Source organism: Oscillospiraceae bacterium (genome assembly GCA_015068525.1).
Taxonomy (GTDB): Bacteria; Bacillota; Clostridia; order UMGS1840; family HGM11507; genus SIG450.
This window is the reverse complement of sequence record SVKJ01000027.1, coordinates 1-14,876: the sequence shown is the minus strand read 5'-3', so window position 1 is coordinate 14,876 and position 14,876 is coordinate 1. Positions and strand designations below refer to the sequence as shown.

14 protein-coding genes and 1 tRNA gene are annotated in these 14,876 nt (G+C 31.9%); 8 read left to right on the top strand and 7 right to left on the bottom strand.

What is annotated here, in order from left to right; genetic code table 11:
* The 3 genes from E7419_07355 to dusB all read right to left on the bottom strand — a co-directional run.
* The coding region (locus E7419_07355) for a hypothetical protein (GenBank protein MBE7015003.1) at positions 1 to 199 on the bottom strand (199 nt) is incomplete at its 3' end.
* A 315-nt stretch (positions 200 to 514) separates the two neighbouring features.
* Positions 515 to 1,444 carry a PDZ domain-containing protein gene (locus E7419_07350; protein MBE7015002.1) on the bottom strand — a complete coding sequence of 310 codons (930 nt, stop codon included), beginning with the start codon at positions 1,442 to 1,444 and terminating at the stop codon, positions 515 to 517.
* 73 nt (positions 1,445 to 1,517) lie between these two features.
* Positions 1,518 to 2,498: a tRNA dihydrouridine synthase DusB gene (gene dusB, locus E7419_07345; protein MBE7015001.1), complete on the bottom strand. Its 981-nt coding sequence runs from the start codon at positions 2,496 to 2,498 to the stop codon at positions 1,518 to 1,520.
* 146 nt (positions 2,499 to 2,644) lie between these two features.
* Here dusB and guaB point away from each other — a divergent pair, with 146 nt between their 5' ends.
* The 5 genes from guaB (at position 2,645) to E7419_07320 (ending at position 7,916) form a co-directional block, all read left to right on the top strand.
* Complete coding sequence (gene guaB, locus E7419_07340; protein MBE7015000.1) at positions 2,645 to 4,105, top strand: IMP dehydrogenase; 1,461 nt, start codon at positions 2,645 to 2,647, stop codon at positions 4,103 to 4,105.
* Between the two features lie 115 nt (positions 4,106 to 4,220).
* On the top strand, positions 4,221 to 5,231 hold the full coding sequence (gene gap / locus E7419_07335) for a type I glyceraldehyde-3-phosphate dehydrogenase (GenBank protein ID MBE7014999.1): 1,011 nt from the start codon (positions 4,221 to 4,223) through the stop codon (positions 5,229 to 5,231).
* A 131-nt stretch (positions 5,232 to 5,362) separates the two neighbouring features.
* The gene (locus tag E7419_07330; GenBank protein MBE7014998.1) at positions 5,363 to 6,346 is read left to right on the top strand and encodes a DUF4358 domain-containing protein; all 984 of its coding nucleotides are present in this window, start codon (positions 5,363 to 5,365) and stop codon (positions 6,344 to 6,346) included.
* A 44-nt stretch (positions 6,347 to 6,390) separates the two neighbouring features.
* Entirely contained in the window at positions 6,391 to 7,182 is a 792-nt protein-coding gene (locus tag E7419_07325) for a hypothetical protein (GenBank protein MBE7014997.1), read from the top strand.
* Positions 7,183 to 7,199: 17 nt separating this feature from the next.
* On the top strand, positions 7,200 to 7,916 hold the full coding sequence (locus tag E7419_07320; protein MBE7014996.1) for a tRNA threonylcarbamoyladenosine dehydratase: 717 nt from the start codon (positions 7,200 to 7,202) through the stop codon (positions 7,914 to 7,916).
* A gap of 62 nt (positions 7,917 to 7,978) precedes the next feature.
* On the opposite strand, the gene hydE is transcribed toward E7419_07320, so the two are convergent.
* The 3 genes from hydE to rsmA are packed head-to-tail and all read right to left on the bottom strand — an operon-like array spanning position 7,979 to position 10,949.
* Positions 7,979 to 9,025, bottom strand: coding sequence for a [FeFe] hydrogenase H-cluster radical SAM maturase HydE (gene hydE, locus E7419_07315; GenBank protein MBE7014995.1), 1,047 nt, complete (start codon positions 9,023 to 9,025; stop codon positions 7,979 to 7,981).
* A gap of 1 nt (position 9,026) precedes the next feature.
* Entirely contained in the window at positions 9,027 to 10,085 is a 1,059-nt protein-coding gene (gene mnmA, locus E7419_07310; GenBank protein MBE7014994.1) for a tRNA 2-thiouridine(34) synthase MnmA, read from the bottom strand.
* Positions 10,086 to 10,106: 21 nt separating this feature from the next.
* Positions 10,107 to 10,949 carry a 16S rRNA (adenine(1518)-N(6)/adenine(1519)-N(6))-dimethyltransferase RsmA gene (gene rsmA, locus E7419_07305; protein ID MBE7014993.1) on the bottom strand — a complete coding sequence of 281 codons (843 nt, stop codon included), beginning with the start codon at positions 10,947 to 10,949 and terminating at the stop codon, positions 10,107 to 10,109.
* 161 nt (positions 10,950 to 11,110) lie between these two features.
* On the opposite strand from rsmA, the gene E7419_07300 reads away from it, so the two are divergent.
* Positions 11,111 to 11,187: transfer RNA gene (locus tag E7419_07300), tRNA-Met, on the top strand.
* Positions 11,188 to 11,731: 544 nt separating this feature from the next.
* Here the strand turns inward: E7419_07300 and E7419_07295 are convergent.
* Positions 11,732 to 12,577: an AraC family transcriptional regulator gene (locus E7419_07295; protein ID MBE7014992.1), complete on the bottom strand. Its 846-nt coding sequence runs from the start codon at positions 12,575 to 12,577 to the stop codon at positions 11,732 to 11,734.
* A 132-nt stretch (positions 12,578 to 12,709) separates the two neighbouring features.
* Between E7419_07295 and E7419_07290 the strand changes: the two genes are divergently transcribed.
* Entirely contained in the window at positions 12,710 to 14,020 is a 1,311-nt protein-coding gene (locus E7419_07290) for a tagaturonate reductase (protein ID MBE7014991.1), read from the top strand.
* On the top strand, positions 13,992 to 14,876 hold an 885-nt coding region (locus E7419_07285; GenBank protein ID MBE7014990.1), incomplete at its 3' end, for an altronate dehydratase. The genes E7419_07290 and E7419_07285, both read left to right, overlap by 29 nt.

Below are 14,876 nucleotides of genomic sequence, written 5' to 3'. Positions count from 1 at the left end.
CAAGAATACTCTTTACGCCGACAACGCCTCCAGACCATTCTCCAGCGTTTACAGAATTAATATGACCGCAATACTCGGCTTGTCCTTTACGAAATGCTGCACGGGATGCAAGCTTCGTCCAAGAACCCATTAAGCCCTTGCCCATCGGTGGGGTAGTTCGGGGGAGCTTTACCCAATTGTACTTCATTAAGCACTTCATAGCGAACAATCCTTTCTGTTTTTATTTGTTTTGTGCAAATCGTAAATTTTTTTCGGATTTGCAGACAGTATAAACTTTTTATGTTATACTGAATTTATGATATAGATATAAAAAGTGGTAAAAGAAAAACCGGCCGGGTTAGCTAATCCCAGTCGGCTTTCGTGTGACAGGTTTTTGTGGTTCCTCCTTGAAAAACTTCGTTTTTTCTTCGTACCACGCGCATGATACACCCAAATCCTTGGTCAATGAAATTGGGCAAACACCAGAAACGCCCTATTTTACGGGTTTTCCTGTGTTGTCCCTATTATAACACACTCACATTCCCTGAATTATTCCGCCTGTTTTTTGTAAAAGTTCCTTATCGGTAATTTTAATTACCATTCCTTTTATATCAGGTTTATCCTGTTTGTTTACTTTTATTATTTCTACTTCAAAGGTTTGAGGGGTGTCATTTTCTATTGTAGATATAATTTCTGCTTTCCCTAAAGTTACATCTTTTTTTATTCCTATTGGTACAGGATTTATATCAGGAACTGATTTTTCATCTGACAGGTTGCCATAAATTCCAAATGAGGAATTTTCGTAAATTGTGCCTATTTCTTTACTATCCTCTAAAAAAATTCCTGTCAGTCCTCCGGGAGTCCCTTGTTCACCTTTTTTACAGGAAACTATTTTAGAAAAAACAAGTTCTCCGTTTTTTACAGGCATAGTTTCACCTGTGTCAATATCTGCAATTGAGTGACCGAGTGCGGCAAATTTTTGTTTGTCATAACTGTAAAAAGTAAGAGTTCCGAGTCCTGCAATACTGTCTCTTACCCACATTCCCAAAACGTATTCGTTATTAATGTTAAGAGACTTTAACCTTGTTTTAAAGATTTTTTTATCTCTTTTATACTCAATTTCAAATTCTTCGTTTTTTAATTCTTTTACATTTTCAATAAAATCTTTTGAATTTTTTAATTCTTTTCCATTTATTTTTTTAATAAAATCTCCTGGTCTTATTCCTGCTTTCTTAGCCGGCGAGGGAATATCATTTATATCTGTTACGGACAGAACTAAAATACCGTCAGAAATTATTTTTACTCCGCAACTTTGTCCCGACGGATAAACCATAATTTCTTTGTTCTGGAAATTTCCGACAGGTGTTTCATTAAAGGAATTAATATCATATTCTGAGAAACTTGTAAAAAATATAAATAAAAAAGAAAATAAGGTAAAGAATAATAACAATCTTAATTTTTTCATTTTTTCACATTTTTCCTTCCCGAAAAGTATGAAAGTTATCTGATGTTATTAACCTTACCTTAAGCTAAGAATACTATTCTTCTATTAAATTACTGTCCGCTTGTATAGCCGAGTTGCAAAGAAAGTAAATTTCTTCTAAAGTAGTTACATTGTTTGCTGCCATTCTTAAATTTTTTGAATGTTTAATACCTTTTAAATACCAGGCAATATGCTTTCTTGCTTCTAATATTGCACGATGTTCGCCTTTATATTTAACGGTAAGTTCAGTCTGGCGTATAAGTGCTTTGAGTTTTTTGGAAATTGGATAATTTTTGATATATTCTTTTGTGCTTAAAAAATCATATATTTGAGTAAATATAAAAGGATTTCCCAAAGCACCTCTTGCTATTAAAACGGCATCGCATAAACTTTCTTTAAAAAGATTTTCGCAGTCTTCGGGAGTGTAGATTTCTCCGTTCCCGATAACAGGAATTTTAACCGTTTCTTTTATATCTCTTATTATATTTAGGTCTGCACCGGGCGAGTAAAATTGTTCTCTTGTTTTAGGATGTACAGCAATAGCCGATGCACCTGATGCTTCAATTATTTTTGCACATTCTATTGCATTTATACTTTCCTTTGTGAAACCTGAACGAATTTTTACCGAAATCGGTAAATCAGACGCTTTAACGGCTGATTCAACTATTTTAGAAAGAAGAAGAGGGTCTTTCATAAGCGCAGAGCCTTCGTTATTATTGACAATTTTTGGGGCAGGGCATCCACAGTTGATATCAACCATTTTAAAGCCCATATCAGAAATTATTTTAACACCTTCTGATATTATATATGGGTCATTACCAAAAATCTGAACTATAAGAGGACTATCATAAGAATTGGTTAAAAGTAAATCCTTTGTTTTTTTATCCTTATAATATAAACCTTTTGCGCTGATCATTTCACTGTAACAAAGACCTGCACCACATTCACGGCATATAGTTCTGAATGCAAGGTCGGTTATTCCTGCCATAGGGGCTAAAAATATATTGTTTTTTATGTCAAAATTCACAAATTTCATTAAAATCACCGACATTATTATATATTAAAGAGAAAAAATAATCAATCCTCTTGACTAATTTTGTCATTTTTATTATACTTATTATGAGAGGGTTTAAATTTAAACCTTGTCATACTAAAGAAAGTGCAAAAACGGAGGAGTTTAAAATGTCAAAATTTGAAATAAGGGAATGTTTAACTTTTGATGACGTATTACTGTCACCGCAAAAAAGTGATGTTTTACCAAATCAGGTTGACTTATCAACATATCTTACTAAAAAAATCAAACTCAATATACCACTTATGAGTGCAGCAATGGATACTGTAACCGAAGCACGTCTTGCTATCTCAATTGCAAGAGAAGGCGGTATCGGTATTATCCATAAAAATATGCCTATAGAAGATCAGGCTCACGAAGTAGATAAAGTTAAAAGATCGGAACACGGCGTTATCACTGACCCGTTCTTCTTATCTCCTGATCATTCTATTAAAGACGCTGACAATCTTATGGGTAAATATAAAATTTCAGGTGTTCCTATTACTGTTGAAGGAAAACTTGTCGGTATTTTAACTAACAGAGATTTAAGATTTGTTACTGATTACTCAAGACCGATAAAAGAAGTTATGACAAGTGAAAACATCATAACTGCTCCGGAAGGAACAACTTTGGAAAGAGCTAAAGAAATTTTATCAACCTACAAAGTTGAAAAATTACCTATAGTTGATAAAGACGGTAACCTCAAAGGTCTTATCACAATTAAAGATATTGAAAAAGCAGTTCAGTATCCAAATTCTGCAAGAGATGAAAAAGGAAGACTGTTAGTAGGTGCCGCAATAGGTGTTACAACTGACGTTTTAGAAAGAACCGAAGCACTTTATAAAGCAGGAGTTGACGTTGTTGTTTTAGACTCCGCACATGGTCACTCCGCAGGTATTATGAATACAGTCAGATTAATTAAAAAGAATTTCCCTGACCTTCAGCTTATTGCAGGTAATATTGCAACAAAAGAAGCAGCGAAAGACCTGATTGAAGCGGGTGCTGATGCAATCAAGGTTGGTATTGGCCCGGGTTCAATTTGTACAACACGTGTTGTTGCAGGTATCGGTGTTCCTCAACTTACTGCAATTATGGATGTAGCAGAAGCGGCTAAAGGAACAGGGGTTAAAGTTATTGCTGACGGTGGTATTAAATTCTCAGGAGATATTCCTAAAGCAATCGCTGCAGGCGCGGATGTTGTTATGATAGGAAGTTTGTTTGCAGGATGCGAAGAAAGTCCGGGACAAACTGAAATATTCCAGGGAAGACAGTTTAAAGTTTATAGAGGTATGGGTTCTTTATCTGCAATGTCAGCAGGAAGTAAGGACAGATATTTCCAGCAGAACAGTAAAAAACTTGTTCCCGAAGGTGTTGAAGGGCGTGTACCATATAAAGGTATGTTAAGTGATACTATATATCAACTTATGGGCGGTTTAAGATCAGGTATGGGATACTGTGGAACTCCTGATATAGAAAGCTTAAAAGAAAACGGTAAATTTGTTAAAATAACAGGTGCAGGTCTTAAAGAAAGCCATCCGCATGATATTTCTATTACGAAAGAAGCACCAAACTATTCAATAAGTATTAATTAAATTAAAGATATAACATAGTTAATTATTTAACAAAAAACTATTGCAATTTTACACTGTTTGTAGTAAAATATATTTTGGTAAAAAATTATATTATAATAAATGGAGGTTCAAAATTATGAACGCAAAAGTAGGTATTAATGGTTTTGGTAGAATTGGTCGTTTAGTATTCAGAGCGGCTATGGAAAACCAAAAAGTAGATGTTGTTGCTATTAATGACCCATTCATCGATTTAGACTATATGGTATATATGTTAAAATATGATACTGTTCATGGTCGTTTCAACGGTGAAGTTTCTGTTAAAGGCGACAAATTAGTTGTTAACGGTAAAGAAATCAGCGTATTCGCTTGTATGAATCCTGAAGAAATTCCATGGGGAGAATGTGGTGTTGACTTTGTTGCAGAAGCAACAGGTGTATTCACAACAACTGAAAAAGCAAGTGCTCACATTAAAGCAGGTGCTAAAAAAGTTGTTATTACTGCTCCATCAGCAGATGCTCCTATGTTCGTTATGGGTGTTAACAATGATAAATATGATTCTTCTATGACAGTTATTTCTAACGCATCTTGTACAACAAACTGTTTAGCACCATTAGCAAAAGTTGTTAATGATAAATTCGGTTTAGTTGAAGGTTTGATGACAACAGTTCACGCTACAACTGCTACACAGAAAACAGTTGACGGTCCTTCTAAGAAAGACTGGAGAGGCGGTAGAGGTGCTGCTTTCAATATCATTCCATCTTCAACAGGTGCTGCTAAAGCAGTTGGTAAAGTTATTCCTGAACTTAATGGTAAATTAACAGGTATGGCTTTCAGAGTTCCTACAGCAGACGTTTCAGTTGTTGACTTAACTTGTAAATTAGAAAAGAGTGCAACTTATGATGAAATCGTTGCTGCAATCAAAGAAGCGGCTGACGGTGAATTAAAAGGTATTCTTTCTTACACAGAAGATGCAGTTGTTTCAAGTGATTTCATTCACGATCCTCACACATCTATCTTTGATGTAAAAGCAGGTATTGCTTTAACAGATAATTTTGTTAAATTAGTTTCTTGGTATGATAACGAATGGGGTTATTCAAACAAAGTTGTTGACCTTATCGCTTATGCATATAGCGTAGATAACAAATAATTAACATTTTTTATAAAAAAGCACAGGATTTTACATCTTGTGCTTTTTTTAAAAAAGTGAAACTTTTCTTTTTAAAAACAGTCTATTATATATGTGACAAACTTAAAAAGAAAAAAGAAGGAGAAAAGAATATGAAAAAATTATTATCTTTTTTACTTGCTGTTATTATGATGTTTAGTTTTACTACATATGCTGCAAGTGATATTTCAGGCCATTGGGCAGAAAGTATAGTTCAAAAATGGATAGAAGCAGGGAAAATTAAAGGTTATGAAGACGGAAGTTTTAAACCTGACAATAATATGACACGTGCTGAATTTGCAACTGTTTTGGCATCTGCAATAGATATGAATGTTGCAGAATACAGTGAACACGAATTTTCAGATGTTAACAGCCAGGACTGGTTTTATGAAAATGTAAAAAAACTTGTTACTCTTAACGTTGTTGCTCCCGGCGAAAACTTTAATCCTCAAAGTCTTATTACAAGACAGGATGTATTCACAATGGCAGGAAGAGCGTTTTATACATTATCTCAAAACTATGATGTTTTAAGTAATTTTTCCGATAAAGATATGATTTCCGATTACGCAAAAGATTATGTTGCAGGGCTTGTTGAAGCAGGCAATATTTCAGGGTATGAAGATGGAACTTTAAAACCACTATCACTTATAACAAGAGCAGAATGTGTTAAAATATTAGATGGTTTTAATATTGTAAAAGACGCTTATTCACTTGAAGGAATAATGGATAGAATTTATGATGGTGTTACTGAAGCACTTCCTAATACAATGCAGATGGAAATAACAAAGGAAAACAGTGAATACTATCTTGGAATTCCGAATATGGAATTTGAAGAAGCAATTGCATCAGAACCTATGATGGGAAGTGTTGCTCATTCAATTTGTCTTGTTAAAGTTAAAGAAGGAACTGATATAGAAACATTAAAAACTGAAATTAAAGAAAAAGTTGATCCTAGAAAATGGATATGCGTAGGCGTTGAAAGGGAAGATGTTATCGTTACTTCTAAAGGCAATTTTATTCTTCTTGTAATTGACCAGATTGCACCAAAACAGTTTCAAGAAAGTTTCTTGAAATTAGAGTTAGAAAGAAAAAACTAATAGAGCCTGATGGGAATGATATTATAACTTATAATGATTATTATATGGATTATATCGGCGAAGTCCGCCCGTCAGGCGTAGAACAAACTGCAAAGAAAATTGAATATCTTGCAAATAAATATTCTTCAAATAAAGTTTTCTATTCGGTTATTCCAAGTAAGAGTTATTTTATAAACGATGAATTGAAAACACCCTTTGATTATGAAAAAATGTTTGAAATACTAAATTCAAATATAAATAATGTAACTTATATTGATGTAATGAATGAATTGACTCTTAATGATTATTATATAACCGACCCTCATTATAAACAGGATAAAATAGGGCCTGTGGTTAAGAAACTGGGCGAATATCTTGATTTTAATACAGATATATCTAAAAACTCACTTGTTAAGGTTGATGCCTTTACAGGTCAGCATGGAGCAAAGATTAGTGATATCAAGAGTGAAGAAATTTATTATATGACAAATGAATACATTGATACTGCAACTGTTAATAACATAATGGGAGATAAGTATAATAAAGTTTACAATACTGATAAGTTAAATTCTAAATCACAATATGATTTATTCTTATCAGGTCCTTCACCTATTTGTATTATAAAAAATGAAGTTTCGGGCAGTGATAAAAGGCTTGTCATATTTAATGACTCATACAGTCTTTCTCTTGCACCTTTGCTTATCGAGAACTACTCAGAAATTGCTCTTGTAGATTTAAGATATGTTGCAAGTCCTCTTATTGAAAACTATGTTAAAATAGATAATGCAGACTTATTGTTTTTATATAACGAACAGGTTGTTAATAATGGCGAAATGCTAAAAGTTATTTTTAATTAAAACAAGGATGTAGAGATATGGAACAATTTTTTCGCACCGAAATTTTAGTAGGTCAAGAAAATATGAAAAAAATTAATAACACGCGTGTTCTTGTTTTCGGTGTAGGCGGAGTAGGATCATATACGGTTATGGCTCTGGCGCGAAGCGGAGTATCTTCTATTGATATTGTTGATTCTGATACTGTGAGTGTTACCAATATTAACAGGCAGATTATAGCAAACTTAAAATCGGTAGGAAGAAAAAAGGTTGAAGTATTAAAAGAAATGCTTCTTGATATAAATAAAGATATAAAAGTAAATACTTTTGATTTATTTGTAAATAAAGATAATATTGATACATTTGATTTTTCTTCTTATGATTTTGTGGTAGATGCCATAGATACTGTAAGTTCAAAAATACTTATCATAGAAAAATGTAACGAATCTAATACAAAAATAATAAGTGCTATGGGAGCAGGTAATAAGTTTGATGCAACAAAGTTTGAAGTGACCGACATATATAAAACTTCCGTTTGTCCTCTTGCAAAAGTTATGCGTTATGAACTTAAAAAAAGAGGTATAAAAAAATTAAAAGTAGTCTATTCAAAAGAAACACCTGCTAAACCTTTGGTTAATATAAGCGAAGATAACAGACGTTCAACACCGGGAAGTATGGCTTACGTTCCTTCAGTTTCAGGGCTTATAATTGCAGGCGAAATAATAAACCATATAACAGGAATAAATAAGACTTTTTAATTAAATAGCAGGTGGATTTTTAAGAATCCACCTGCTATTTATCATTTTGCATTTTACACTTTTCATTCAATATAATCTCCACGTTTAGTTGAAATAACAAAGCCTATGCTTTCAAGTTCTTTTTTTAAACCTTCAAGACTTTCTGCACCTTCAATTCCCGTACTTAATTTTCCGTTATATAAATTATATTTATCCCTTACATCAAAAGGAGATAGGTTAGGCATTATAACATTTGCACCGGCTAAAATGCCTTCTTTTCTTCCGTTTTTGTTAACTGAATTGAGAGCAGTAGTAGCAGGAATTAAAGCAGAGTTATTTATAAGTCTTAAAATAGCTATAATAAATGTGCATAGCCTGTAATCTCCACATTCAAAATTTTTAAACGGAGTATCAATATGAGGTATAAACGGACCTATGCCAATCATATGCGGTTTAAATTCTTTAATGAATATAATGTCTTCCGCTATGTTGTCTACCGTCTGATACGGAGAGCCAACCATGAAACCACATCCAACCTGATAGCCTATTTCCTTTAAGTCTTTAAGGCATCTGACTCTTGAGGTAATATTAAGGCTCTCAGGGTGTAGTTTACTATAGTGTAAAGGATTTATACTTTCGTGCCTTAAAAGATACCTGTTAGCACCTGAGTCGTAGAATTTTTTATATGATTCGTAACTTTTTTCGCCCATAGAAAGAGTAATGGCACAATCAGGGTATTTGTTTCTTATTTCGGATATAATTTCACAGGTTAATTCATCATTAAAATAACCATCTTCTCCACCTTGCAGAACAAAGGTACGAAAACCTAATTCATATCCGTTTTTACAAGCGGTAAGAATTTCTTCTTTATTAAGTCTGTATCTTTCAAGGTTTTGATTGCTTTTTCTTATTCCACAGTAGAAACAGTCATTCTTGCAGTAATTTGAATATTCTATTAAGCCTCTTATATAAATTTTTTTATTAAATATTTTCTCAGTTATATAAGCGGATTTGGAAAATAAATATTCTCTTACTTTATCATTTTTATATTCATTTAATAATGATACACATTCCGAATGGGAAATATCACTTTTTAAATACAAATTATCGATTATTTCAAAAACTGTCATTTTAACAGATTGTACCTCCGCCTACTACAATATCATTATCATAAAAAACAACTGCCTGACCTTTTGTTATTGCTCTTTGAGGAGAATCAAATTTAACAAAAACTTTTCCGTCTTCCATTGGTGTAATTGTGGCAGGTTCTTCTTTTTGAGAGTATCTTGTTTTAGCTGTAACCCTGATGCTTTCATTTAGAACTTCAAAAGGTATAAAGTTAACGTTTTCCGCAACAAGACTATCTTTAAATAAGTCTTTTTGGTACCCTAAAATAACCTGATTATTCTTTATATCCTTTTCACATACAAACATCGGCTCTTTTAAAGAAAGCCCCAACCCTTTTCGTTGACCGATGGTGTAATTTATAATTCCTTTATGTTGTCCTAAAACATTTCCTGCTAAATCAATAAACTTTCCGGGTTTGCTTTTTTTGCCTGTATATTCTTCAATAAATTCAGCATAACCTGTATCTTTAACAAAGCAAATATCCTGACTGTCTGATTTTTTTGCATTAACGAAATTAAGACTTTCTGCTAAGTTTCTTATTTCTTCTTTTGTCATATCTCCTAATGGAAATAAAATTTTAGATAATTGCTTTTGGGTTAAAGAGTAAAGAACATAACTTTGGTCTTTTGAGTGGTCAACTGCTTTTTTAAGTAAGAATTTACCTGATTTTTCATCAAACTCTACTTTGGCGTAATGCCCTGTAACAACATAATCAAAATTTTCCTCTTTTGCCATATCAAGTAACTTTTTAAATTTTATATGTCGGTTACATTCAATGCAGGGATTAGGTGTTCCGCCTTCAATATATGTGTTGACAAAATTATCAATAACTTTTTTGTTAAAATCGTCAGTAAAATTTATAACTTCATGAGGTATCAAAAGACTGTCACAAATGCTTTTGGCATCAATAATATCCTGCTCAGTACAACAGGACGGATCTGAGGTTTTATCTGAATGTAATTTTAAAGTAACTCCTTTAATATCAAATCCTGACTGCTTTATAAGATATGCGGCAACTGAACTGTCAACTCCGCCACTCATTGCAATAATAGCTTTTTTCATTTTATGGTTCCTTTCCGACAGTTAAAAAATTTCATCAGAAATTTTTGCAAAATCTTCTACTGATAAAGTTTCGCCTCTTAAATTTATATCATAACCTAAAGATAAAATGACATTTTCAAGTTCGTTTTTTGAAAGCGAGGTTATTTTACTGTTTGCTATACCATTTAAAAAGGTTTTTCTTCTTTGATTAAAAGATGCCTTTATTAGTTTGAACATATTTTTTTCACTTTTTGGATTAACTCTTGGCTCTTTTAGTATATCAAGTTTAACAACTGCAGAGTCAACATTTGGAGCAGGGATAAATGAATCTTTTGGGACATCAACAACAATTTTAGCATCGCTGTAATAATTGACAAGGCAGGTAATAGCACCATAATCTTTTGTTCCCGGAAGGGCAACAAGTCTTTTGGCAACCTCTTTTTGCACCATAACAGTAATAGATTTTAAATTATACCTTCCTTCTAAAAGATAAGTTAAAATCGGTGTTGTAATATAATAAGGAAGATTGGCTACTAAAACAGTATTATCATCAATAATAGAATTTAAATCAAATTTTAAAACATCACAGTTTATAAGATTAAAATTATCATAAGAAGAGAATAAGTCCTCTAAAACAGGTATTAAAGATGAGTCTATTTCAATTGATGTAACCTTTTTTGCATATTTTAGTAAGGATTGTGTCAAACTACCAAAACCGGGACCGATTTCTATAACTGAGGTATCTTTATTAATACCTGAATTTAATATAATATTATTAACAATTTCCTCATCGCATAAGAAATTCTGCCCAAACCCTTTTTTGAATTTGAACCCGTATTTAGCACATATTTTTTTTATAACTGAAATATCTGTTAAGTTTTCCATAGTTTCTCCTTAATAATTGTAATCATTTTTATCATATCATAAAAAAATACTTTTAACAATATAAATTAAAAATATAATTTTTTTTAAAAAATATATTGACAAAAAGGTAAGTTTAGGATATACTATCATAGTGTTCATTAATTGAATATTATTAAATATTTGGCGGTGTAGCTCAGTTGGCTAGAGCATACGGTTCATACCCGTACGGTCGGTGGTTCAAGTCCACTCGCCGCTACCAAAACAAAAATCCTGTCGAAAGATAGGATTTTTTGTTTTGTATTATTCATTTTTCATTATTCAATATTCATCATTCATTAGGTTCGACAGGATTTTTTAATGAATAATGAATGATGAAGCCGCTTCGCTGATGAATAATTAATAATTGTTGTAGTTTTGCTTAGGCAAGATACTGATTTTAATTCCCTCGAATTCGGGGGATTGTATGTGGCATCTAAATCATTCGCATCTTCCAAAACAAAAATCCTGTCGAAAGACAGGATTTTTTAATGAATAATGAATGATGAAACCGCTTCGCTGATGAATAATTAATAAATGAAATTATGTAAGTTTGATAATATAATTTCATTGGTGATAAATATGAAAGAGAATATTTTAGCAGATAAATCAATAGATTTTGCTGCAAGAATTATAAAGTAGCATATGAAAGAAAAAGGGGCTTATACAGCCTCTTTTTGTTATAAAGATATTGTTGCTTTTCACATTTTATCGGATAATTGAATATCGGTTGATGTAAAAAGTATTATCTAAAAATATCTTCTTTTTTATATTAAATTATCTGCCCGTCCTGCAATCTTTTTATAATCTGACGGTGAATATTGAAAATGTTTTTTGAATATTTTACTGAAATATGAAACGGATGAAAAACCGGTTTCCATAGATATATCAAGTATTGTTTTGTCTGTAAATAAAAGTTTTTTTGCATAATATGTTCTTACAAAATTGATGTAGTTGATTGCTGTGTTGCCCATAACTTTTTTGAAAAAACGACAAAAATAATATTCATTAAGATTAAGAATACTGCTTAAGTCATCAATTGAAATGCTTTCGTGGTAATGAGAATCTATATATTCAAGTACAGGGAGAAGTCTTTCGATTTCTTTTTTGTTGTTAAGAAGTTTCTCTGTATCTCCGAATAGATTTTTTTTATAAAGAAGTGAAAGTATCATATACATGTTTGATGTTATGTAGTATTCACCAGCGATATCATTCGTGTTTTTTTCAGTTAAAATTTTATTAATGCACTCAGCAATTAATTTACTGTCATCTGATTTTGAGAACATATATGCCGGAGTTCCCCAGTTGTTGAAATACTGAAATAAATATCCAAGATTTCCATTGGTGACTGAAGGCATACGGAATTGCACGAGTCTTCCGGAAAAATCAGAGTCAACATCGACGGTTGAGTGAGGAATATTGCTGTTTATAAAAAGAACTTCGCCTTTGGATGCCTTATATGTTTCTGATTCTGTTTTTATTGTCATAGAACCGGAAAGGATACTTATCAGTTCAATTTCCGAATGAATATGAAAATCATTCAATCTGCCTGAACATACTCTTGCAAGAACAGGAATATTTGGGTTTGTAAAAACAACTTTTTCGTTAAACATAATTATTCTCCAATGTCAAAATAATTCAACAATATGTCATTATCGCTATAGATTAAAGTCAAAATAGTTATTATAATTAATATATCAGAAAATAGAAAATCAGTCAATGTTTTTTATAAGGAGAAAAAAATTATGCAAAAAATCAATGAAATTTATACCAAGAAGGAAAGAAAAGAAACTGTTATTCAATTCGGTGAAGGCGGTTTTTTAAGAGCGTTTTGCGACTGGATGATAGACACTATGAATAAACAAGGCTTATATAGTGGCAACATTGTTGTTGTTCAGCCTATTGAACAAGGTATGTGTGAAATGCTTGATAAACAGGATTGTATTTATACTCATATAATCCGTGGAATAGTTGACGGTAAAGAAAAAGTTGAAAAAACTGTTATTGACAGTATTTCGAGATGCGTAAACCCGTATAAAGATTATAAAGCCTTTTTAGATTTGGCTAAAAATCCTGATTTCAGATTTGTTATATCAAATACTACCGAAGCAGGTATTTCTTATGAAAAAGAAGAAATGTTAACTGACAGAATTCAAAAATCTTTTCCAGCTAAAGTAACAGTATTGCTATATGAAAGATTTAAAAATAATTTAGATGGTTTTGTATTCTTACCATGTGAACTTATTGATAAAAATGGTTCTACACTTAAGAAAATAGTTCTTCAGTATGCAGATGACTGGAATTTAGGGGAAGATTTCAAAAAATTTGTAGAAGAAAAGAACTACTTTATGAATACACTTGTTGATAGAATTGTTACAGGTTATCCAAGAGGCGAAAATATTGACTTAGGCTATGAAGACAATATGCTTGATACCTCCGAATATTTTCACTTGTGGGTAATTGAAGGGGAAAAATCATTTGAAGATGAATTCCCATTAAAAAAAGCAGGACTTAATGTAATCTGGACTAACGATATGTCAAACTACAGAACAAGAAAGGTAAGAATATTAAATGGTGCACATTCTTCAACAGTTGCCTATGCAATGCTTGAAGGCTTTGAAACAGTAAAAGACTGTATGGATGACGAAAAAATGAGCGCTTTTATTAAAAAGAGCATTTTTGAAGAAATTATTCCTACTTTAGACTTACCGAAAGAGGAACTTTTAGATTTTGCAAATGCTGTTTTAGACAGATTTAAAAATCCTTACATAAAGCATTTATGGTCATCTATCTCATTAAATCTTGTAAGTAAATTTAAAGTAAGAGTTTTACCTTCTATTTTAGAACACATAAAAAGACTTGAAAAAATACCTGAAAATTTAGTATTTTCACTTTACTGTCTGATTAAACTTTACAAAGAAGGTAAAGGTACAGACGATGCCGAAGTAATTGAATTTATTAAAAACAATGATATTAAAGCAATTTTAGCAAACGAAAAATTCTGGGACTGTGATTTAACCTTCCTTTATGACGAGGTGGCAAAATATGAAAATTAATTCTTTTGATAATGTAGAGGTCGATATTGCAACAGGTCATAAGTCTGCATTGTGTGACATTTCAAAAGGAGAAAAAGTAATTAAATACGGATTTCCTATAGGAGTTGCAACCTGCGATATCAAAAAAGGCGATAAAGTTCATACCGATAACTTGAAAACAGGTTTGTCGGGAGTCTTGGAATATACATATAATCCAAACTTCTTTGAACTTGAAAAGTTTGATAAAATTCCAACATTTATGGGATATAAAAGGGAAGACGGAAGCGTTGGAATAAGAAATGAAATATGGATTGTAAACACTGTAGGCTGTGTAAATAAAACTGCAAAAATTATTGCAGACAGAACAGGAACTTTCCATTTTGAACATCCGTATGGTTGTTCTCAACTTGGTGACGACCATAAAGTTACTCAGAAAATATTAAAAGGATTAATAAAGCATCCTAATGCCGCAGGTGTTTTAGTTGTTGGTTTAGGTTGTGAAAATAATAATATTGATTTATTTAAAGAAACTTTAGGCGAAATTAACGAAAAAAGAGTTAAGTTCTTAAATTGTCAGTCAGTTTCTAATGAAATTGAAGAAGGAATTAAACTTGTTAATGAACTTAAAGAATACGCCTCTACATTTAAAAGAGAAGAAATTCCTGTTACCGAACTTAAAATCGGTTTAAAATGCGGGGGAAGTGACGGGCTTTCAGGAATAACTGCGAACCCATTGGTTGGCGAAGTTTCTGATATCTTAATTTCAATGGGCGGAACAAGTGTTCTTACTGAAGTTCCTGAAATGTTTGGCGCAGAAACAATACTTTTTGACCGTTGTGAAACAAAAGAAGTATTTGATAAAGCAGTAAGTATGATA